We start from the raw sequence: 20001 nt of genomic DNA, 5'->3' as shown, positions 1-20001 counted from the left end.
GGGCACACCGAACGAACCGTCCGGTGAAGTCAGCCGAAGGAACAAGGAACCAGGAGTCACCTCATGTCGGAGAACGAGAACCACGAGCGGTCCACGGTGTCGGTGCTCGGCCTGGGGCAGATGGGGACCCGGCTCGCCCAGGCTTTCCTCGTCGCCGGCCATGCCACGACCGTATGGAACCGCTCCGCCGCGAAGGCCGACGCACTCGTCGCCCAGGGCGCCGTCCGTGCGGCGACCGTGGAAGAGGCGGTCGCCGCGAGTCCCCTGGTCGTGGTCTGCCTGCCGGACTACCCAACCGTAAGCGACCTGCTCGAGCCGGTGGCGAAGCGCCTGCCCGGCCGGGCGCTGGTAAACCTGACCTCCGGCACTCCGGAGGATGCCGTCCGGAGTGCCGACTGGGCGGCCGGGCACGGCGCCGACTACCTCGACGGCGCTGCCATGAGCGGCACACGGCTTGTCGGGCGGCCCGAGGCGCTGTTCGTCTTCAGCGGCTCCCCGAAGGCCTTCGCAACCCACCGGGTGGTGTTGGCGAGCCTGGGCAACTCCGTGCACCTCGGCGCCGATCCGGCGCTGGCCCCGGTGTACGACACGGCGCTGTTCGGTTTGGCCTGGGGGGCGCTGGCGGGCTTTTACCACGCCGTCGCACTGGTGGGCACGGCAGGCGTCGCCCCGGCCGCCTTCGCGGCGGTGGCGACGGGGCACATGCCGTTCGTCACCTCGCTGATGGCAGGCCACGCCCGCCAGATCGAGGGCGGCCGCTTCCCGGACGACGACGGCACCGTGGAGGTGCACGCGGCAGCGATGGAGCACCTCCTGGACACCAGCAGGGCCCGCGGTATCGGCACCGACGTGCCGGAGCTGATCGGGAACCTGCTGGATCGGGCGGCGACCACCGGACACGGCTCCAGCGGCATCGCCAGCGTCATCGAGACGATCACGAAGGGCGAGCGGAATGCCTGAGCAGACGAAGCCACACGTCACGGTTCTCGGTCTCGGCCGGATGGGCGCCCCGATTGCCTCCGCGTTCCTCAACGCCGGTTACCCGACCACCGTATGGAACCGCACCGCCGCCAAAGCCGACGCACTCGTCGCACAGGGCGCCATCCGCGCGACAACCACCACCGAGGCGGTCGCGGCCGGCCAACTGGTGATCGCCCCGCTCCTCGACCACGACGCGGTACGGCAGGCCCTCGGACCCACCGCCTCCGCGTTGCAGGGCCGTACCCTGGTGAACCTTGCCAACAGCACCCCCGACCACGCCCGTGAGCTGGCCGCCTGGGCCGCCGGACACGGCGCCGACTACCTCGACGGCGCCATGATGGCCCTCCCCGAGACCGTCGCCACCCCGGAGGCCTTCTTCCTCTACAGCGGATCCCAGCGTGCCTTCACCACTTACCGACGCGAGCTGGAAGTGATGGCGCCGGCACACTACTTCGGCACGGACGCCGGTTCTGCGGAAGTCCACGACCTGGCCCTGCTGGGCACCGGATACGCTGCCCTCACCGGGTTTCTGCATGCCGCGGCACTGCTCGGCTCGGTGGGTACCACCCCTGAAATGTTCGCCCCGCTGGCGGCCCGATGGCTCCACGGGATGGCCGGGTTCCTGCCCGAGCTGGCGCGCGAGGCGGGATCAGCGGCGTATGCGGATGGGGTCTCCACGGTCGACCTGAACCGGGCCGGGGTCGACAGCCTCATCCAGCTCAGCAGAGCCAGCGATATCGCCACCGACGTCCATGAACCGCTGAAGGCCCTGCTCGACAGGCGGTCAGCCGACGGCCACGGGCGGGACAGCTTCTCCAGCGTGTTCGAGCTGCTGAGATCACGAGGCACTGCGGAGCGATGAACGCAGAGCGTGGGTCGGCTGGGCAACGTGCGGTTCTGTCGAGAGGTGACTCCGCCGTGGCGCACGTTCGTTCAAGCGTCGTAACCAGTGGGTGGCGGCACGGCCCAGTGGGTCGTGCCGCCACCGCTCGTCCGGTCGTCGGGAAGCCGTGCCTAAGCCAGGCAGGTCATAGGTGCGCTTGGAAGGAGCCTCCCGTCAGGGCCTGGGGTTCCGCCAGGTCCAGGTCATAGTCGGCGCCTCTGCGGTTGTCGTAGAGCACCTTCCCACCGGGGTTCTCGCCGTCGGTTGTGGACCACACCACGAGGCGGAGCTTGTCGGGATCGTCGTAGCCGTAGAGCACGAACCCGAAGCCGGCCTCGCCGTTGACGGTGCCGGTGCCCTTGACGGCCACCTGCTCGTCTGGCGCGACGACCAGCCACTGCAGGTCGGTCGCGGCGAACGAGAAGTCGGTGCCGTCCAGTCGAGCCTGCACCTTGCCACTGCCCGGGATAGGCCCGGTGTCACCGGGCTTGTAGGCAGGGTTGGCCTGGACGCTCAACTTCCCGCCTGCCCCAGGGGCCGACGCCAGCGCGCCTACCGGTGAATCGAGTTGAGCTCCGCTGGTCGCGAACCCCCCGTCGGGGTCGTAGACGACCACGAGCACGCTCTTGTCGATGGTGCCGCCGTCGTCGTCGGTCACCTTCGCCTTGATCGTGTACATGCCCGGCTCATCGAAGGTATGCGTGATGGTGCACGAGTGGCCCGTGGAGGTGACGGAATCCGACGTGCCGTCGTCCCATTCGGCCGCGCAGACGTGGGTGTCGTTACTGCCGGGGTCGGTGAAGTTGGCCGTCATCTGCACCGGGGTGCCCACCTCGAACGCCTGCCAAGGACGAGGCGTCTGTATCCCTGGTGTGTCTTCGGCCGATGCCGCACGGGCAGTGCCGCCGAGTATCGGGGCGACGTTCTTCACGTGCACGAGCGCCGTGTCGGTGACCGCCCCGTGCCTGCCGTCGTTGGCTGACATGGTGAGCACGAACGTGCCGTCGTCGTTGCAGGTCAGCTGTGTGATCGGCGCACTCGGGTCGATGACGGTGCACGACCCGCCGGGGTCGACGCCTTCCCCGGGCTGGACCGACCAGTTCACCTGCGGCATGCCGTCGTCATCGTTCGCGAAGCCATGAACCGCAATGGGCGAGCCTTCATCACCGCTGACGTCGGGTCCCGCGTACACCACCGGCGGCTGGTTGGCGCCGGGCTCCGGGTCGCCGGTGTAATTGAGGATGGTCCCGCCCAATGGGTGCGGGTTGGCGACATCCCTGTCCACCAACAGGATGTAGCTGCCGTACAGCCCGTACACCGTCTTTTCGCAGACGCAGTCCGGCCCACCGACGGCATCGCCCTCATCAACGATCACACCGTTGGCCGCGTCCTTGAGTCGCCAATGCACCGTCGTCCCGAGAAGGTTGGGCATCGACACCCGAACCCAATGCTGGCTGCGGTGGGACCGGAGCGGATGGACGGTACTGCAGTGCTGTTCCGGCGGGGAGACGGAGCACTCCTCCTTCTTGAAGCTCCAGCAGGAGCCGTCGCCGTTCAGTTCGCGGACCCCGCAGTTGAGCTGTTCGCTGATGTCGTTGACCCGCTGTTCGCCGTTGTACGGCCAGTCGTAGGGCCAACCCGGAATGTTCACCTCATCATTTTGATCAGTGAGGATCGCCATCAGGTAGTTGTACGCCTGCGGGCCGCCCTCGATCTGACCGATGGAGTGGACCCGGAAGGCGTAGTCACCATCGTTGAGATTGGCGTAGCCAACCTTGAGTCGCTGCACCGTCCCCGGCGGAGCGAACGAGGGGACGCCGAACCGGGGTTCGGCCCGCTTCATCAGGTCGAGCGCGTAGGCACGGCGCTCACGGTTGATGACGCCGTCGTCATGGCCGGTGAACAGTTTGAGCAGCTTGACCTGGTCCCGCGCGGTGGTTGAAGTCTCGCCGAACGCGCCTGTGTCGGAGGCGGACGTGTCGGTCATCCCAGCGGCCGCCCAGAAGTCCCACATTGCCCTGCACGGCCGCACCGAGCCGGTGTCGTCCTTGCCGCAGTCCAGGATCTTCCACAACTCGCCCGCGGCATCAGTGCTGGCGAACCGGTCGGTGAACACCTTTTCGACAAGCTCGCGTTCGCCGGCGCTGAGCTCCTGGGGCCTTTGCAGCAGCGCTCCGAGGATCGAGGCTTTGACCACACTGGCGGTCTTGTAGAGCCTGTTCGTCGGGGTGTAGCACTCGGTGCGGGTGACGTGATCGTAGAAGGCGATGCCCGGCGGTTGCGGGCCATTGGGACGGGTGACCGTCCCGACGTTCGTCGCGATCCGCATGAGGTCGGTCATCTCCTCGGCGAATCGCGGCTGAGTCTGCGAGTGACACGTGACGCTGGGTGCTTGTTCGTATACCCCGGCCTGCGCGATTCGCGGTACCGCGAATACGGAGGCCACCACGACCATCGCAATCAGCAATGCTCGTGCTCTGCCCACCATCAAGGATTCCTTCCTAGGCACGCCCGCACACCGGCATCCAGGTCCCAATGACCTGGATGTCCATGGGTGGAGACCCAACCTCGGGCTCCTGGGCGTTCCGGCTGGAATGTACATTCCGTTACCGATAAGGGGCTAGTGCCCTAATCTCCCGTTTTAGGCCGACTCAAAGACCCCTCACCGGCTCGCAGCCATGAAGTGCGCCAACGTGGAAAACTCCACCTCGACCACCTCGATATTGGCCGGATCCGGCCAGCGCGCGCCGCAATTCCAGACTGAGAGCCCTCAGCGACAGCGAGCCGCGTACCGCCCATCTGGGTCAGAGCGGCCCCGGAACCTCCGGGCTCCCGTGCCGACCATGCGCAGGACCGGTGACTGTGTTCCGTGCCCAGGTCGTTGATGTCGGTCCTGGTGGCCTTGAAGATCCGCGGCGCCGAGCACGCCGAGCCTTGCGATCAAGGCGAAGTCGTTCGGGTTGACCGACGCATGTGCGGCCGACAGCAGGGCCTCGAACTGGAGATGTGACAACGCCAGCGTGGGTGATTCTGATCGACCCGGTGTGGCGCGGACCTCGTCAGAGTTCGAGCGGTTCGATTGGATCTCGGGAGACCATGGGGTGAGCCATATCTCAGCGCTGTCGTATTCGCCCAGGGTGATGCTGTCGTCTCGCTGCACCGGGCCGGCGAGACAGGAATGGTGCGTCCACCGACCGGTGCCTTTTCAGAGAGCTCTTTCTGGGCTTCGCCGAAGCAGGCTCCCAGAGCGTCCGGGTTCATATATGTGCCTTTCGGAGTCGATTTCTTTGATGCGTGCCTTTCATAAGATGTTCGCGACATCTTCCTTGTCGATCGTCAGTTGCGATAGTGCAACATCGCGACCGGGGCGAACTCATCGGTGCTCGGTGCTCGGTGCTCGGTGGTCGCGGCCACTTATCCCGGGGAGGGGATGGCGTTCCGGGCTCGGCGGCCGAAGGCGAGCATGCCGAGTGCGCCGGCGGCGATGCCCGCGCTCACGAGCAATCCGAGGCGGTAGCCGGCCAGAAGCGCGGTGGTCGAGCCGGGTTCGGGTTGGGCGGCGGTGTGCGTGGCGGCGACGGCGACGAGGGCGGCCACGCCGGCGGTGGTGCACCGGAGCGCGTTCTCATGGTCGCCGCTCACGCATGGGACCTCCGGGGCGCACAAGTACTGGGACTGCGCACGGCCTATGCCAACGGCCGGTCGGAGACCCACCTCTTGCCACCGACACATTCGACTACCACACCGCCAGCCTCGCCGATCTTGTGGCTGCGATTCTCGACCGCTAGCCATCTCGCTCCGGACAGGAAGGGCTGCCCTGCAGCGAGGCGGGTATCGGCCGGCCGGCAAGCTGGACGCCGACAAGGCATGACAGGCCGCCCCGGCCGTGCCCTCGGTGGGGCGCGGCCGGGGCCACCGGCGGCATGGAGTCAGCGCAACAGCGTGTTGCGCAACGTGATGCCGTGCAGGCGGCGCAGTCTGCGAAGCTCGTAGTGGGCGAGCGTGGATACCGTCAGTGGCGCCCCCAGGAGCAGCGCCACGGCCAAGATGCCCGGCACTTCCTTGTAGGCGTCGGTGAACAGGTTGACCAGGGCCATTACCCAGGACGCCGAAACGCTCACCAGGGGCGGCACCACCTCGTGGATGTCGGCCGTCCGGAACACGTTGGTCAGCGACAGGACGATGCCGTAGATCGCGAAGGGGAGCATCCAGAGGAACAAGATCACGCCACCGGGGATCAGAACGACCGGCCCGACCGCTTCGCGCAGACCTTCGAGATCGGGCACGGCCGCGAGCACGAAGGTGAACATGGAGCAGAATATCGCCCCAACCGCGATCAGCGGGTAGCGGATCCGGCGCGCGAACACGCCCCGGTTCGGCGGCCGGGCGACCAGGATGAAGGCACCTACGACCAGCGGCAGAGCGCAGGTGAGAATCAGGACGTTGGTCCAGGCGTCATTGAACCGCTCACTCGCCAGCTCCTTGGGAGCGGCGGCGCTGTAGACCACGGCCACGGCGAGCGTCACCACGATGCCCGCCCAGGCACGGGCGACCTGCAGCCTCCGGACGCGCGAATCGACGATCAGGCCCGGCCGGGAGGGCCGGAACGCGGCCCGCGCGGCCAGGAACGGGTTCAGCCTCCGGAGAATCCGTCCCGCGCGCGTCGGTGGACGCGGGGGCGGCTGGGGCCCCGGCTGCCATTGTGGCGGCGGGTACTGCGGAGGCGGGTACTGCGGCGGGATGGGGGGCGGCCGTTGTCCACCTTGTCCCCACGGCGGACGAGCGGGACCTGTCACAGAAAGCTCCTCGGGCGGGCGTCACCGCCGACTTCCCGAATATGTGCGCGGAAGCCGACCCGGGAACATAGTGCATGATCTACGGTGACAACGAAACCCGAATACAACGCGCCCCTTCGGGGAGAGAAACACGAGATCGTTAAGCGATCCACGCTTGCATGAGCCTTCTCCCGACATTTGGGGCATTTCCGCGCCCCACCGCGCCTCAGCGGTCGGCGCACAGCACCCGGTCGGTCAGCTTGTCGGCCGCCGCCAGCTGCGCGATCTCGCCTTCCTGATCCCCCGGCCGGGTCGGCGGCGTGATCTCCGCGCTGGCCCCGCCCTTGGGGATCATGTCCCTGACCTGGGCCTTCGTGGTGGAGTGGGTGACGGGAATCGAACCCGCGCCAAGCTCAAGCGCCTGGTCGGCCGAGACATCCTCACCGAACCAGAACCCGGACTGTTCACCATGAACCGACGCGAAAGCTAACAAAATGACCCACCACGAACTCGGGGTGGGTCAAGTTCGATCTTGGTTAAAGAGATGTCAGCCGCGCATGCTATTCAGGCTCGCATGACGGATACGACGTACCCCGACCTCCTTAGATCCATCGATGAGTTCGCTGATGATCTGCCTCCGGGCGAACAACTCGCCCGCCTTTACGGGCTAATCGCCCCCCTGCTCGAACGCCTGGAGCAGCAGGAGGCGGACTTCTGCGACGAGCCGGCGCTTTCGACTTCGGAGGCGGTGCAAGGGATCCGTCGGGCCGCCGATGGGGAGCCGGTTGACGCCGATGCGATCTACGACCATCTGACAGAGATGAGCGTGGTCGAAGACCAGGACCCAGAGCTGCACGTGATTGGCCAGTCAGCAAGCGCTGCGGCGACCTGGCTGGGCCTGGTGGCGGGTCGCGAACTGCGCACGATCGTTGAGGACGACCTCATCCCACGTTTCGCCCCGTCGACGTTTTCACAGATCGTCGACCTTCTGGTCTGGACGCGGTCGGGCCAGATGTACGTGTTCTGGGAGGATGCCGTCACGGATCCCGACTGGCACGATCTCCAGGCCGCGACTCGCGAACTACAGGCGATGTTCCTGGAGATTACGGCCTGATCGCTCTTTTCGGGCACGCCTACGCCACAGCTCCTCCTGACGGGATGACCAGGCTTCCACCTTGACCCCTGACAGACCTTGCGACAGTGGGCTTGGTCGGCCATCCCGGAGCCTGAGTGCCCCCGCCGGAGGCATGTACGAACCGCAACCCGGCGCGATGGGGAGCGGGGCTGCCGTCCAATGCCGTAGGCATCCCGTAGGGGCGAGCGATGCGAGTTGGCCGGCGGGCCTGCGGTGGTGAATCGGTGGCGGCGGCGCGGACCCGGTGATGGCGGTCAGAGCGGCCGTGATCTATCTGCACGCCACGCAGGAGCGTCACCAGGAGATCGCGGACACGCTCAGCGCGATGACCAAGGCGGAACTGAAGAAGACGGGCAAGAGCCGATCGGGCACGCAACGGGCACGGAAGCGCAAGAACGCGTCCTGAACGGACGAGGCCCAGACAGAGATTATGTCTCTGATCTGGGCCTATGTGGGATGTGCCCCCAACGGGATTCGAACCCGTGCTACCGCCTTGAAAGGGCGGCGTCCTAGGCCGCTAGACGATGGGGGCGGCTGCAGTGGCGACCTGTGGTCGTCACCGGACTTGCCAAGCATAGGGGACAAGCGCCCCCGACACTAAAACGAATCCCCCTGTGGCCCTCATCCTCGCCGCCGCGCGACGACCCAGGGGATCGGCAGCAGGAGCGCCGGTGCCGGAGCCACCGGCAGTGCCCTCGGGGCGGACGGCTCGGGCTCCGGGGTGCCGGCCGGCGATCCGGGAGTCTCGGACGGAGACCCGGGGGTGCCGGACGGAGACCCGGGCGTCACCGAGGGGCTCTGCGGCACCGGTGGCTTGATCTGCCGGTCGGGCTGAGGCTCGAGCTTGCGCTCGATCTGCGCCGAGGTCTGGCCCAGCCCGCCGAGCCGGAAGTCGTCCCAGCCCTGCAGCCGGTGGGTCGTCCGGTCGAAGTAGAGGATCGACAGCTCGATCGGGGTGGGCTGTTCGCCTTCGAGGCCGCGAAGCCCGGCGCCGCCGGTCGAGCCCTGGACGAACAGGCGGGTGCCGGACGGGAGCAGCTTGGTCGACCGCTGGTGCGTGTGGCCGGACAGCACCAGCGGCGTCGCCCCGTCGAAGGCCTGGCCCACGCTGGGATCGTGCAGGAGCGCGATATCCGGCCTGAGCCCCGTACCGCGCAGCCCCTGGGCGAGCCGCTGTCCCTCGGCCGTCATCGCCGCCGCGCCCACGTTGTCGTCCCGGGTGCTCTTGTCGGGGGTGAAGCGCGAGTCTCCGGCGCCGTAGACGCGCAGCCCCCCGATGTCCTTCATCTGCCCGTCCAGGACCACAGCGTTCTTCTGCTTGCCCACCGCCCGCTCGGTCGCCCGCGAGTCGTGGTTGCCGCGGATGAAGACGTACGGCAGCTTGAGCTTCTCGATCTCGTCGAGGAACTTCTCCTCGGGCTTGCTCCCGTGGTCGGTCAGGTCCCCGGTATCGATGATCATCTGTACCTGGAACTGCTTGCTGATCGAGCCGATCACGCTCCACGCCACCGGGTTGAGGTGGATGTCGGAGACGTGCAGCACCCGGATCGTCGTCGGGTCGGGTTCGTACGTGGGCAGTGTCGAGGTCGCCGCGTACAGGCGGGAGACGTTGCCGACCAGGCGGGCGAGTTGTCCCCGGTACTCCGAGAACCGCCTCGCGATCGACCTCGCGTCGCCGACGACCTGTGGCGCGCTGGTCAGCAGGCCCGTGTAGCGCGGCTCGACCACCGACTGTGGGTTGAAGGTCACCACGGCGAGCCCGCCGACCATCGCGAAGCCCACCAGCGCGGTCGTCGCCGTGACCAGGGCCACCCGCCAGGACCGGAAGACCAGGAGCCCGGCCAGCGCCCCGAAGACCAACGCGAAGGCGAGCGCCCGTACGGCGAGCACGATGACGCCGTGCCGTACCTCGCCGCCGATCGTCTCGGTGAGGCCGTCGATCGCCGCGGGGTCCTCGATGAGCTGGCGCGCGTCGTCGGAGCGGATCTCGGCGACCTGTGCCCGGAGCCGCAGCGGTCCCCAGTGGCTGTCCATCCGCAGTGTGCCGAGCGGCGGCACGTCGACGGTCGTGCCGCCGTTCCACGAGGGGTGTACGGACATCGCGACGTTCACCGGGCCGACGGGAGTCTCGACCCGGCCGCCCAGCAGGATCCCGATGAGGCCGCCGCCGAGCCCCACCACGATCACGGCCAGGATCCGCAGTGACCTTCCGGACCGCGTGTCGCGGCCCGGGCCGCGGATGCGGCTCACGTCGGAAAGTCGTTCCCTGGCACTTGCGATGACCACATCGTCTCCCGTCTCACGCACAATGGCAGTTGTGATCGAGCTATCTCGTGACGCGTTCGAGGACCTAGTGGCCGAAGCCCTTGACACGATCCCATCCGACCTCGCCGAGGTCATGAACAACGTGGTGATCCTCGTCGAGGACGACGCCCCCGAGCCGGGACTGCTCGGCCTGTACCACGGTGTACCCCTGACTGATCGCGGCGACTGGTACGGAGCCGTCCTGCCCGATCACATCTCGATATACCGTCGCGAGATTCTACGTATCTGCGACACCTTCGAAGACGTCGTGGACGAGGTCCGGATCACGGTCGTCCACGAGATCGCGCACCACTTCGGCATCGACGATGAGCGACTCCACGAACTCGGTTGGTGATCAAACCGCCAATCCCGCCCGCAATTGGGTACGGTAGGTCACATAACTGCCACGCAGCGTGAGTTATTGTGTGGTAGCCGCTCGGCACGGGGCGGATGTGGAGTGGGAGCAGATGTGGCCGGAAGGCATCGGCGACCGCCGGAGGAACGGGCGACCTACCGCGAGGTGTTCGCCGTAGGTGAGTTCCGCGCGCTGTGGGCTGCTTCGGCGCTTTCGGGCATCGGTGACCAGCTCGCCCAGGTCGCCCTCGCCGTCCTCGTCTACTACCGCACCGGCTCGGCGCTGCTGACCGCCGTCACCTATGCGCTGACGTACCTGCCGCCCATCGTCGGCGGGCCGATCCTGTCGGGCCTGGCCGACCTGTTCCCGCGCCGTACGGTCATGATCGTCTGCGACGTGCTGCGTGCCGGGCTGCTCGGGTTGATGGCGCTCAAGAGCATGCCGTTCCCGGCGCTGTGCGCACTCGTGTTCCTCAGCGTGCTGCTGGGCGCGCCGTTCACGGCCGCCCGGGCCGCCCTGCTCCCCGACATCCTGAAAGGTGACAAGTACGTCGCCGGCACCGCCATCAACAACATCACGCACCAGACCACCCAGGTGATCGGCTTCCTTGTCGGCGGGGCGATAGTCGCCACGCTCGGCACCCAGCAGGCCCTCGCGATCGACGCCATCACGTTCGCGGTGTCGGCGGTGATCCTGCTGGCGGGCGTCGAGCGCCGTCCGGCGCCGGCCGGTGACGGCACCGACGAGTCGATCTCGCTGTGGCGCAACACCCGCGACGGGGCCCGGCTGGTGTTCGGCGATCCGACCCTGCGCGCGCTGGTGTCGTTCGCGTGGCTGTGCGGGTTCTACATCATCCCCGAGGGCCTCGCTGCGCCCTACGCCAACACCTTCGGCGGCAGCCCGGTCGTGGTCGGCCTCCTCATGTCGGCGATGCCCGTCGGCATGATCATCGGGGTGTTCCTGTTCAGCCGGTTCGTCCGGCCGTCGGACCGCATCCGCTCCATGGGCTGGCTGTCGATGCTCGCCTGCGCGCCGTTGATCGGTTCGGGCCTGCATCCGCCGCTGTGGGGGGTGCTGATCCTCTGGGCGCTGTCCGGGGCCGGAAGCGCCTACCAGCTCGCGGCCAACGCCGCCTTCGTGGCGGCCGTGCCGCCGTCCGGGCGCGGGCAGGCGTTCGGACTGGCGCAGTCGGGCATCCTGGCCGGTCAGGGCCTGGGCATCCTGCTCGCCGGTGCCGCCGCCCAGGTGCTCGGCCCCGAGGCCGTGGTCGCCTTGGCCGGGGTGGCGGGCCTGTCGGCCGCGAGCATTCTCACCCTGACCTGGACCCAGGTGAGGGGTGAGGTCCTCGCCTCCACCAACAAGCCGGACGAGGCGGAACCCGAGGTCGCCGTCGGCTGACCGGAGCCGCACCCGCATCCCGCGCCGTCGGTGAGGCGAGGTGAGGCGAGGTAAGGCGAGAACGCCGACCATGACGATGACGATCAAGGATCGCAGCACCCCTGGGTGCCACGATCCTTGATCGTCGGCCGCTCTAGGGTCCGGTACGGCGGCGGACGTACGCTGGGTTTCCGGCTGGGACGAGAGGACCTGGAGTGCCATGGACCTGCTGCGCATCGACGATCAGTTCACCGACGAAGAGCGGATGATCAGAGACACCGCGCGGGAGTTCGCCGCCTCCCGGGTGGAGCCGCAGGTCGCCGACTGGTTCGAGCGCGGCATCTTCCCCGTGCGCGAGCTGGCCCCCGAGCTGGGCAAGCTTGGCCTGCTCGGCATGCACCTGTCCGGGTATGGCTGCGCCGGTGCGGGCGCGGTCGCGTACGGCATCGCGTGCCGCGAGCTGGAGGCGGCCGACTCAGGGCTGCGCAGCTTCGTGTCGGTGCAGGGATCGCTCGCGATGACCGCGATCCACAAGTACGGGTCGGAGGAGCAGAAGCGGGAGTGGCTGCCGCGCATGGCGGCCGGTGAGGCCCTCGGCTGCTTCGGGCTGACCGAGCCCGACCGCGGCTCCGATCCCGGGTCGATGCTCACCCGCGCGCGGCGGGACGGTTCCGACTGGATCCTGCACGGCACCAAGATGTGGATCACGAACGGCTCGGTGGCGGACGTGGCGGTCGTGTGGGCCCGGACCGACGAGGGCGTCCGCGGATTCCTCGTCCCCGCGGGCACCCCGGGGTTCACCGCCTCGGAGATCCACCGCAAGCTCTCGCTGCGGGCCTCGATCACCTCTGAGCTGGTCCTCGATGACGTACGCCTGCCCGCCGACGCGATGCTGCCCGAGGCCGCGGGTCTGCGCGCGCCGCTCGGCTGCCTGTCCGAGGCGAGGTACGGGATCATCTGGGGGGCCATCGGCGCCGGGCGGTCCTGTTACGAGGCGGCGGTGTCGTACGCCAAGAGCCGTGAACAGTTCGGCCGGCCCATCGGGGCCTTCCAGCTCACTCAGGAGAAGCTGGCCTGGATGGAGGTCGAACTCGGCCGGGCCGGGCTCGTGGCGCTGCACATCGGCCGGTTGAAGGAGGCCGGGCAGGTGACGCCGCAGCAGGTCTCGTTCGGCAAGCTCGCCAATGTCCGGGCGGCGCTCGACGTGGCCCGGCAGGCCCGTACGGTCCTCGGCGCCAACGGCATCACGCTGGAGTATCCGGTGATCCGCCACATGAACAACCTTGAGTCGGTCCTGACCTACGAGGGGACTCAAGAGATCCATACCCTCGTCCTCGGCGAGGCCATCACCGGCGAATCCGCCTACCGCTGACCCCCCCTTCCCGCCGTGATCATGCAGTTGTTCGCGCCCGTGCCGCGAACAACTGCATGATCACGGCGGAGGGGGGTGGTGGTCCCGGGGTTGGGACCTCCGGCCCGGGGCTTTTGGGGGTCGCATGGATGCGAATCACCCCGGGCCGGAGGCGTTCAGGTGGCGAAGGCGGCCCAGACGACCTTGCCGTCGTCGACGTGGTGGGCTCCCCATTCGTCGGCCAGCGCCGCGACGATGACCAGCCCGCGGCCGTGGACGTCGAGCGGCCCGGCGACGCCCATCTCGGGCAGATCGGCGGACGGGTCCCACACCTCGAGGACGAATCGGCCGGCGGCCGGCCGTGAGCACGTGAGCGTCACGGTGTCGCGGGCATGGCGCACCGCGTTGGTGACGAGCTCGCTGACCACGGTCTCCGCGTTGTCCGCGAGACCGTGGACGCCCCACGTCTCCAAGGTGACCCGCACGTAGGCACGTGCGGCCGGGACCGCGGTCGCCGCGGCCCTGAGCGTGATCGCGCAGCGCGCCCGCTGATGCGGTACGGACGGCCGCGTCATGCCGTTCCCCATGAGTTCCGACTTTCGCTGGAAGTTGCGTCCGGAGTCGGTTACCAGCGTGTACTGATATGGCTACGCTCGGTCGCGGACCGGCGGTACATCGCACATGTATCGGGACGGAGGCGCCATGTCGGGGAACTCGTCCAGGCCCGACCCGCTGTCGAGCCTGTGGGCCTACTTCGCCTATGAGCTGCGCAGACACCGTGAACAACGCGGGCTCGGGCAGGAACAGCTCGGGCAGGCGCTCTACACGCCGCGGGCCAACATCAGCCACTACGAGACCATGATCCGCCGGCCCGGCGCGGAGTTCGCCCGGCAGCTCGACGAGTACTTCGGCACCGACCGGCACTTCCAGCTGTTGTGGGAGCACGCCCGCCGCCAGCATCTGTCCGACTGGCTGAGGGAGTACGTCGCGCACGAGGACCGCGCGATCGAGATCAAGGTCTTTCAGACGTTCTTCATCCCCGGGCTGCTGCAGATCGAGCCGTACGCCCGCGCGGCGCTCGCCGCGGGTGAGATCAAGGATCCTGGCGACCTCGTGGCCGCGCGGCTGGCGCGGCAGGCCATCCTGCACCGCGATGGTCCACCCCCGCCGATCCTGTGGGTCCTGCTGGACGAGGCGGCGATCAGCCGTCCGTTCGGCGGAGCGGCGGTCATGCGCGACCAGCTCGCCCACCTGCTCAAGGTGGGCGAGCTGCCCGACGTGACCATCCAGATCGTGCCCGCGTCGACGGGCTACCACGAGGGCATGACGGGCGGCTTCCAGATCCTCACCCTGGACGACGGCGAGATCGCCTACGCCGAGGCTCAGCTCGGTGGGCGGTTGATAGAGGGCGAGGCCGAGTTGCGCAGGCTGCGGCGCCGGTACGACAAGATCCGGTCACGGGCGCTTCCCGTAGACTCGTCGCACCGGATGATCGCCAGTGCCATGGAGGCCCTGCAGTGAACATCGAATGGCGCAAGAGCAGCCGCTCCGACGACGGCACCGGCGGCGAGTGCGTCGAGGTGGCCGCGTTGCCCGGCGCCGTGGCCGTACGCGACTCCAAGAACCCCGAAGGCCCCCGGCTGACGCTGACGCCGGCCGCGTGGCGAGGGCTGGTCGCCGGTGTGCGGGATGGCCGCTTCGACGGCTGACCAGGCCCTCCTGCGCGGTCACCTGCACAGCGCGGCCGTGACCATGGCCCGCGGCTTGACGAGGCTCTCCCGCGTCGCCCGCCCAGGCTCGCCTTGGCCACCGCCCCGGCGATCATGATCCGGGCAAGGAGGATCGTCGCCGCCTGGAGCCACCGTCTGCCCCGGTGGCGTTTCGCGCCCCTGGCGGCCCTGTGGCGCGTGCGCTTGTGCGGCTCGGCCCCGGCAGCATGAGCGTCTCCTTCCCGCGCGTTCTCTCCGACCGCCCAGACGGTACGGCGACCGCACACGAAGGACCCCGGCCCTTTGGCGTAGTGATGTGGGCTCTGCCGTGCGAACAACTGCATGATCACGGCGCTGCTGGGCGTTGGAGCCGACCTCGGCCGTGATCATGCAGTTGTTCGCGGCCTCGCGGACACCTCGTCACACAGTTGATCAAGGATTCGAGCACCTGGGCGTACCCGGATCCTTGATCGACTCAGGCTTCCACGGCACCCCCGCACCGACCAACCCACACCCGTGCAGCGCCCAACTATCGGACGCCTTCCCGTTCCGCCCCCGTACTCGAGCAGCGCTCTACCGCGGGTGGCGCCTCCCCGTTCCACCCGCACAAGAGAAGCGCTCACCCGTGGTCGACGCCCGCCGTTTGCCCGTTTCGGCCCGAACGTGCTGTCAACCATGACCGAGCAGCGCTCACTGTCGGCATACGCACCACCCGGGGCCGACCAGGCCGTGCATACGCCGACACCGAACACGCCTCGGTGTTCGCGGCGGTCATGCAGAGGCCTATTTGTCCGAGCGACTGCTCGAGCACGGTGCGAAGTAGGGTCGATGCGGAGGGAAGAGTGAGTTGACCATGCCTTTCGCCGAACTCTTTGAGCATCCGATCGTGCAGGCGCCGATGGCCGGCGGAGCGTCCACGCCCGCCCTGGCGGCCGCCGTCTCGAACGCCGGGGGTCTGGGCTTCCTCGCGGCCGGCTACAAGACCGTCGCGCAGATGCGGCGAGAGATCGACGAGACGCGGGAACTGACCTCCCGGCCGTTCGGCGTCAACCTGTTCGTGCCGTCCGACGACCCTGTGGACACGGCCGCCGTCGCCGCCTACCAGGAGCGGCTGGTTCCCGAGGCCGACCGGCTCGGTGTCGCGCTCGGGGAGCCGGTCGGGGGCGACGATGACTGGGCCGCCAAGGTCGCCGACCTGCTGGCCGACCCACCCTCAGTGGTCGGTTTCACCTTCGGCCGCCCCGGCGACGAGCTGGTCGCCGCCCTTCGTGACCGCGGAACCCTCGTCATCGTCACCGTGACCTCGGTGGCGGAGGCCGAGGCGGCGTCGGCGGCCGACGTGCTGTGCGTACAGGGGCCGGAGGCCGGCGCGCATCAGGGGTCGTTCGCCAACACCGCCCGGCTGCGCGACCCCGCCGATCCCCGGGCCCCGGGCGTCCCGCGCGCTCCGGGGGAGCCGGACGGCGGCGGCGAGTTCCCCGAGGGGTTGCGCGCGCTGCTGCGGGCCGTACGCGAGGTCATCGACCGGCCGCTCATCGCCGCCGGTGGTCTCGGGCACACGGGACACGTCGCCGAGGTACTCGCGCTCGGTGCCGGAGCCGCTCAGCTCGGCACCGCGTTCCTGCGCGCACCGGAGAGCGGCGCCACCAGCGTGTACAAGGACGCGCTCGCCGATCCGCGGTTCACCGTGACGGCGCTGACCCGGGCCTTCAGCGGCCGACCGGCCCGCGGGCTGGTCAACCGCTTCCTGGCCGCGCACAGCGCGTACGCACCGGCCGCGTACCCGCATGTGCACAACCTGACCGCTCCGCTGCGCCGGGCCGCCGCGCAGCAGGGCGACGTCGGCGCCATGGCGCTGTGGGCGGGCACGTCCTTCCGGCTCGCCACCGACGCCCCGGCGGCCGAGACCGTGGCCCGGCTGGCCGCGTCCGGCTGAGCGCGGCGCCCCTGAGTTATCGGGCCGGCCTCGGCCGGGTCACCCCACAGCAGCTCAGGCACATCCTCGCCACCCAGGCGATCAACCGCGGCATGTCGCTGGAAGCCATCGCCGCTCTGCTCGGCCAACAGCTTGCCGAACGTAATGCAGGCGATTCGACTGACCATGATCGTTAAAATATGGGTCGTCTGTTCGTGCTCTTTTACCCGCAGCCGGAGCGTACTTCATGACGTCGAAGATCGATGACGAACCGCCGAACACCCCCACGGCGGCCGACCTCCGGGACGCCGGCCGGGCGCTGGCCGCGACCATTCAGATCATCCCGGAAGACGATCGGGGGTGGGAGCCGCGGTTCCCCGACGTCCCCTTTCCCGACGACTACGTCGCGCTGATCTCCCGGACCGGGCCAGGAACGCTCGCGGGGATCCTCCGGCTCCTCGCTCCCGGCTGCGGCAACGGTTCCGAGCGTTTCGACGGCTTCGATCTGGAAACCGAACAACGACGACACGTCGCCCCGCACGAGAAGGCGCGGCTGTGGGGCGTGTTCAGCAGCGGAGAGACCTGTTGGTGGCTGCCGATTCACCGCGACCCGGCCAGGTGGCTGCTGGTTGTCAGCGGTAATGGCGATCAGCAGCTCAACATCACCACCGCGGAGTTCCTCACCGAGTGGCTGGACGGCCGCCTTGACATGCCGGTCCTGTCCCTACCGCCGGTGCCACGCGAGCGCGCCCTTACCCGGGCCGGCCACACAGCCGCAGCTCTGGCCCCGGTTCCCGTCCAGGAGGCCACCCGGGATCCGCTGGCGCAGCTCCTGACCATCATCGGGCCCGGGACGCCACGCACCTACGACTGGGAGGCGATCGAACGCGATCTGGGTGTCACCCGGCTGCCAACCGATTACAAGCGCCTCCATGAGGCGTATAAGCCGCGCGTCGCCCTCAACGGCATATTCGTCGCCGAACCAGCTGATCTCGCCTCTATGCACCAACTGCACACCGCGCTCCTGCGTAACTGGTGTGAAGATGACGACAGACCGGAAGACGCCGATCCGCAGGATTACTACACCGTACATCCCGATCCCGGAGGTCTGCCTCTCCTGTTCTGCGCGAGCACCGAGGGTCGGGACATCCTTTGCTGGGACACCGCAAACCCAGACCCCGACAAATGGCCCATCGTGAACGTGTCTTTCGGCGGACCCGACGTATTCGACGGCACCCTCACCGAAGTCCTTGTCGGCGAGCTCACCCGCAACGGCGACGGGTTTGGCCTGACCAGCTTCGAACTCGGCGATCCGGCCGAGTGGGCATGGCCGATCTGGGGCCCACGCGCCAGGGAGTAACAGCCGCGATGGCAAGCACCTCATCTCGGCCACGCGTACGCCCGTGAACTCGCCGGCGCAGGGAACGACCTGACCTACATGCTCAACCGGTCACGCCAGGTCCCAGAGCAGGCGGTAATAGGCGATGCGCTCTGGGTCCGGGGTGATCCCGTACGCGTCGTACACGACGCCGTCGTACCCCGGGCCGTAGTTCCACTCTGTGCTCCACGCCGCGACCGCGAGGTCGGCCCACCGGTCGGCCAGCCCGAGCGAACCGAGGTCGACGTGCGCGGCGAACTCGCCGTCGTCGTGCAGCAGGGTGTTGGGGACGCACGCGTCCCCGTGACAGACGACGAGGCGGTCGATCGCGGGCGGCTCGCCGATGCGCGCCCGGGCCTTCGCGAGCTCGAGGTGCCGGTGTTCGGGGAATCGGTCGGCCGGTCCCTCTCCGTCGGCGATGCGCTCGTCGGCGCGTGCGAGCCGTCGATCGATGCTCCAGTCGAACGGGCACCGGTCCACGGGCAGGGCGTCGTGGAGCAGGCGCAGCCCTCGGCCGATCGCGGCCGCAGCGGTCGCCGGGTCGGCGATCCACTGAGGGGTCACCGCCGAGAGGCCGGGGACCGCCGCCGTGACCAGCCATGCGCCGTCGGCGTCCGTACCGTGCTCGATGACTCGCGGGACGGTCGCCCATTGCTGCGCCCAGGCCAGGCGCTCCGCCTCGCCGGGGAGGTCGATCTCCGGGGTGCCTGCGGCGACCCACTTGGCGTACCTGGCGCCGTCGCGCCCGCCCTCGATGCGGAACGTCAGGCCACCGAGCTCGTTGCGCCACACCGGAGTGACGGTGTCGCCGCCGGCGAGCGCCATGACGACGTCGGGGACGGTCACGGGGCCGGTCGGGATCTCGGAGATGACGGGACGGCTCATGGGACATGATCCTCCCAGCGAACGGCGCCGCAGTGGCCCGGTCGTAGGACCGGGCCACTCGGAGCGGTCAAGCCGCCTCGGCCCGCAGCAGCGCGGTCGTGGTGTCGCGCAGGGCGTCCAGATCCACCTCGGCGTCGCGCAGCACCTGAAGCGCCAGGTTGTCCTCGCCGGTCGCTCGGAGCAGCCCAAGGAGCATGTGCCCGCTGGAGATCTCCTTGTGCTTGAGCGCGATGGCGGAGCGCAGTGACAGTTCGAGGCACTTCTTGGCTTGGGGCGTGAACGGGATGTGCCCCTTCTTCGCGCGGCCCCGCTCGAGCGCGCCCTCGCCGAACGTGGCCTCGACGGTCCGGCGGACCTCGTCGAGGTCGATGCCGATGCTGGCGAGGGCGTTTCCGTCGATCGCGCCCGAGGCGTGGTCGGCCCAGGAGACCCGGCGGACGCGCTCTCGCAGGTCGCCCGCTCGCAGGCCGTGCTCGCGCAACGCGCCGCCGGCGGTGCCGCCCTCGTCCTCGATGAGCCCGAGCAGCAGATGCACTGTGCCGATGCGGTCGTGCCCGAGGTCCCGGGCCCCCTGCTGGGCCGCGACGACCACCTGGCGGGCGTCCTTGTGGAACCGTTCGAACATCTCTCAGCGCTCCCTTCTCAGACCGCGCGTGCGCGCGTGCTTCTTGTGGACTGCCTGGCGGCTCACGCCGAGGACGGCCGCGATCTCCTGCCATGACCAGCCGAGCTCACGCGCGTTGCTCACCTGGAGCGACTCCATCCGCTCCGTGAGTTCGCGCAGTGCTCGGACGGCCCGTAGCCCGACCGCCGGGTCCCGGCTGCTCGCGTCCTGCGCGAGCTGCACTCCCTCGTTCATGCTGTCAACATAGGTTGACAGCATTCGCATTGTCAACCGATGTTGACAGGCGAAGATGTCAGGGCAGGTCGGGCCGCCTTCGGTCGGCCGCGTG

At 68.7% G+C, this 20001-nt stretch carries 20 protein-coding genes, 1 tRNA gene and 1 pseudogene; 12 read left to right on the top strand and 10 right to left on the bottom strand.

The window, feature by feature from the left end; genetic code table 11:
* The first annotated feature begins 63 nt into the window (after positions 1-63).
* Positions 64-960 (top strand): NAD(P)-dependent oxidoreductase, encoded by an 897-nt coding sequence (locus tag HKK74_RS13590; RefSeq protein ID WP_187243537.1) that lies wholly within the window; start codon positions 64-66, stop codon positions 958-960.
* Positions 953-1843, top strand: coding sequence for an NAD(P)-dependent oxidoreductase (locus tag HKK74_RS13585; RefSeq protein WP_187243536.1), 891 nt, complete (start codon positions 953-955; stop codon positions 1841-1843). The genes HKK74_RS13590 and HKK74_RS13585 overlap by 8 nt, the downstream gene beginning before the upstream one ends.
* Positions 1844-2009: 166 nt before the next feature.
* Here the strand turns inward: HKK74_RS13585 and HKK74_RS13580 are convergent, their stop codons facing one another.
* Entirely contained in the window at positions 2010-4205 is a 2196-nt protein-coding gene (locus HKK74_RS13580; protein WP_187243535.1) for a PKD domain-containing protein, read from the bottom strand.
* Between the two features lie 1073 nt (positions 4206-5278).
* Positions 5279-5506, bottom strand: a complete 228-nt coding sequence (locus HKK74_RS13575) for a hypothetical protein (RefSeq protein WP_187243534.1) — start codon at positions 5504-5506, stop codon at positions 5279-5281.
* Between HKK74_RS13575 and HKK74_RS39850 the strand changes: the two are divergent.
* A pseudogene (locus HKK74_RS39850) lies at positions 5468-5652 on the top strand (haloacid dehalogenase type II); the annotation flags it as partial. The gene HKK74_RS13575 and the pseudogene HKK74_RS39850 sit on opposite strands and share 39 nt — an antisense overlap.
* A 141-nt stretch (positions 5653-5793) precedes the next feature.
* Here HKK74_RS39850 and HKK74_RS13570 read toward each other — a convergent pair.
* Together HKK74_RS13570 and HKK74_RS13565 are read right to left on the bottom strand one after the other, a co-directional pair.
* A complete protein-coding gene (locus HKK74_RS13570; RefSeq protein ID WP_187243533.1) occupies positions 5794-6660 on the bottom strand; it encodes a hypothetical protein in 867 nt (288 codons plus the stop codon).
* A gap of 205 nt (positions 6661-6865) precedes the next feature.
* The gene (locus HKK74_RS13565) at positions 6866-7132 is read right to left on the bottom strand and encodes a hypothetical protein (protein WP_187243532.1); all 267 of its coding nucleotides are present in this window, start codon (positions 7130-7132) and stop codon (positions 6866-6868) included.
* An 81-nt stretch (positions 7133-7213) separates the two neighbouring features.
* Here HKK74_RS13565 and HKK74_RS13560 point away from each other — a divergent pair, with 81 nt between their 5' ends.
* Together HKK74_RS13560 and HKK74_RS13555 are read left to right on the top strand one after the other, a co-directional pair.
* Positions 7214-7753 carry a hypothetical protein gene (locus HKK74_RS13560; protein ID WP_187243531.1) on the top strand — a complete coding sequence of 180 codons (540 nt, stop codon included), beginning with the start codon at positions 7214-7216 and terminating at the stop codon, positions 7751-7753.
* A 268-nt stretch (positions 7754-8021) separates the two neighbouring features.
* Positions 8022-8180, top strand: coding sequence for a hypothetical protein (locus HKK74_RS13555; protein ID WP_187243576.1), 159 nt, complete (start codon positions 8022-8024; stop codon positions 8178-8180).
* 53 nt (positions 8181-8233) lie between these two features.
* Here the strand turns inward: HKK74_RS13555 and HKK74_RS13550 are convergent.
* Both HKK74_RS13550 and HKK74_RS13545 read right to left on the bottom strand, forming a co-directional pair.
* Positions 8234-8306, bottom strand: a tRNA-Glu gene (locus HKK74_RS13550).
* Between the two features lie 89 nt (positions 8307-8395).
* Complete coding sequence (locus HKK74_RS13545; protein WP_312881467.1) at positions 8396-10081, bottom strand: metallophosphoesterase family protein; 1686 nt, start codon at positions 10079-10081, stop codon at positions 8396-8398.
* A gap of 10 nt (positions 10082-10091) precedes the next feature.
* Here HKK74_RS13545 and HKK74_RS13540 point away from each other — a divergent pair, with 10 nt between their 5' ends.
* From HKK74_RS13540 to HKK74_RS13530, 3 genes are all read left to right on the top strand, one after another.
* Positions 10092-10433: a metallopeptidase family protein gene (locus HKK74_RS13540; RefSeq protein ID WP_312881466.1), complete on the top strand. Its 342-nt coding sequence runs from the start codon at positions 10092-10094 to the stop codon at positions 10431-10433.
* 114 nt (positions 10434-10547) lie between these two features.
* On the top strand, positions 10548-11831 hold the full coding sequence (locus HKK74_RS13535) for an MFS transporter (protein ID WP_187243528.1): 1284 nt from the start codon (positions 10548-10550) through the stop codon (positions 11829-11831).
* A 199-nt stretch (positions 11832-12030) separates the two neighbouring features.
* Complete coding sequence (locus tag HKK74_RS13530; RefSeq protein ID WP_187243527.1) at positions 12031-13182, top strand: acyl-CoA dehydrogenase family protein; 1152 nt, start codon at positions 12031-12033, stop codon at positions 13180-13182.
* A gap of 155 nt (positions 13183-13337) precedes the next feature.
* Here the strand turns inward: HKK74_RS13530 and HKK74_RS13525 are convergent, their stop codons facing one another.
* On the bottom strand, positions 13338-13736 hold the full coding sequence (locus HKK74_RS13525; RefSeq protein WP_187243526.1) for an ATP-binding protein: 399 nt from the start codon (positions 13734-13736) through the stop codon (positions 13338-13340).
* A gap of 127 nt (positions 13737-13863) precedes the next feature.
* Here HKK74_RS13525 and HKK74_RS13520 point away from each other — a divergent pair, with 127 nt between their 5' ends.
* The 4 genes from HKK74_RS13520 to HKK74_RS13505 all read left to right on the top strand — a co-directional run bounded on the left by HKK74_RS13520 (position 13864) and on the right by HKK74_RS13505 (position 18145).
* Positions 13864-14682, top strand: coding sequence for a helix-turn-helix domain-containing protein (locus HKK74_RS13520; RefSeq protein WP_187243525.1), 819 nt, complete (start codon positions 13864-13866; stop codon positions 14680-14682).
* The gene (locus HKK74_RS13515; RefSeq protein WP_187243524.1) at positions 14679-14870 is read left to right on the top strand and encodes a DUF397 domain-containing protein; all 192 of its coding nucleotides are present in this window, start codon (positions 14679-14681) and stop codon (positions 14868-14870) included. The genes HKK74_RS13520 and HKK74_RS13515 overlap by 4 nt, the downstream gene beginning before the upstream one ends.
* An 853-nt stretch (positions 14871-15723) precedes the next feature.
* Positions 15724-16806 (top strand): NAD(P)H-dependent flavin oxidoreductase, encoded by a 1083-nt coding sequence (locus HKK74_RS13510; protein ID WP_187243523.1) that lies wholly within the window; start codon positions 15724-15726, stop codon positions 16804-16806.
* A gap of 226 nt (positions 16807-17032) precedes the next feature.
* Positions 17033-18145 (top strand): SMI1/KNR4 family protein, encoded by a 1113-nt coding sequence (locus HKK74_RS13505; RefSeq protein ID WP_187243522.1) that lies wholly within the window; start codon positions 17033-17035, stop codon positions 18143-18145.
* A 90-nt stretch (positions 18146-18235) separates the two neighbouring features.
* Here the strand turns inward: HKK74_RS13505 and HKK74_RS13500 are convergent, their stop codons facing one another.
* From HKK74_RS13500 to HKK74_RS13490, 3 genes are all read right to left on the bottom strand, one after another.
* Complete coding sequence (locus HKK74_RS13500; RefSeq protein WP_187243521.1) at positions 18236-19048, bottom strand: aminoglycoside 3'-phosphotransferase; 813 nt, start codon at positions 19046-19048, stop codon at positions 18236-18238.
* A gap of 67 nt (positions 19049-19115) precedes the next feature.
* Positions 19116-19673 carry a Clp protease N-terminal domain-containing protein gene (locus HKK74_RS41865; RefSeq protein ID WP_187243520.1) on the bottom strand — a complete coding sequence of 186 codons (558 nt, stop codon included), beginning with the start codon at positions 19671-19673 and terminating at the stop codon, positions 19116-19118.
* Positions 19674-19676: 3 nt separating this feature from the next.
* Positions 19677-19907, bottom strand: coding sequence for a helix-turn-helix domain-containing protein (locus HKK74_RS13490; protein WP_187243519.1), 231 nt, complete (start codon positions 19905-19907; stop codon positions 19677-19679).
* Between the last annotated feature and the right edge of the window lie 94 nt (positions 19908-20001).

This window comes from Actinomadura alba (genome assembly GCF_014323705.1).
Taxonomy (GTDB): Bacteria; Actinomycetota; Actinomycetes; order Streptosporangiales; family Streptosporangiaceae; genus Actinomadura_C; species Actinomadura_C alba.
Note: the sequence above shows the minus strand (reverse complement) of the source record. Positions and strands in the feature narration are given on the sequence as shown.

Coding starts and splice junctions, on each gene's coding strand:
- HKK74_RS13500 (WP_187243521.1), bottom strand. CDS start 19,048: ATGAGCCGTCCCGTCATCTCCGAGATCCCGACCGGCCCCGTGACCGTC.
- HKK74_RS41865 (WP_187243520.1), bottom strand. CDS start 19,673: ATGTTCGAACGGTTCCACAAGGACGCCCGCCAGGTGGTCGTCGCGGCC.
- HKK74_RS13510 (WP_187243523.1), top strand. CDS start 15,724: ATGCCTTTCGCCGAACTCTTTGAGCATCCGATCGTGCAGGCGCCGATG.
- HKK74_RS13560 (WP_187243531.1), top strand. CDS start 7,214: ATGACGGATACGACGTACCCCGACCTCCTTAGATCCATCGATGAGTTC.
- HKK74_RS13555 (WP_187243576.1), top strand. CDS start 8,022: ATGGCGGTCAGAGCGGCCGTGATCTATCTGCACGCCACGCAGGAGCGT.
- HKK74_RS13590 (WP_187243537.1), top strand. CDS start 64: ATGTCGGAGAACGAGAACCACGAGCGGTCCACGGTGTCGGTGCTCGGC.
- HKK74_RS13525 (WP_187243526.1), bottom strand. CDS start 13,736: ATGACGCGGCCGTCCGTACCGCATCAGCGGGCGCGCTGCGCGATCACG.
- HKK74_RS13580 (WP_187243535.1), bottom strand. CDS start 4,205: ATGACCGACCTCATGCGGATCGCGACGAACGTCGGGACGGTCACCCGT.
- HKK74_RS13505 (WP_187243522.1), top strand. CDS start 17,033: ATGACGTCGAAGATCGATGACGAACCGCCGAACACCCCCACGGCGGCC.
- HKK74_RS13490 (WP_187243519.1), bottom strand. CDS start 19,907: ATGAACGAGGGAGTGCAGCTCGCGCAGGACGCGAGCAGCCGGGACCCG.
- HKK74_RS13530 (WP_187243527.1), top strand. CDS start 12,031: ATGGACCTGCTGCGCATCGACGATCAGTTCACCGACGAAGAGCGGATG.
- HKK74_RS13585 (WP_187243536.1), top strand. CDS start 953: ATGCCTGAGCAGACGAAGCCACACGTCACGGTTCTCGGTCTCGGCCGG.
- HKK74_RS13520 (WP_187243525.1), top strand. CDS start 13,864: ATGTCGGGGAACTCGTCCAGGCCCGACCCGCTGTCGAGCCTGTGGGCC.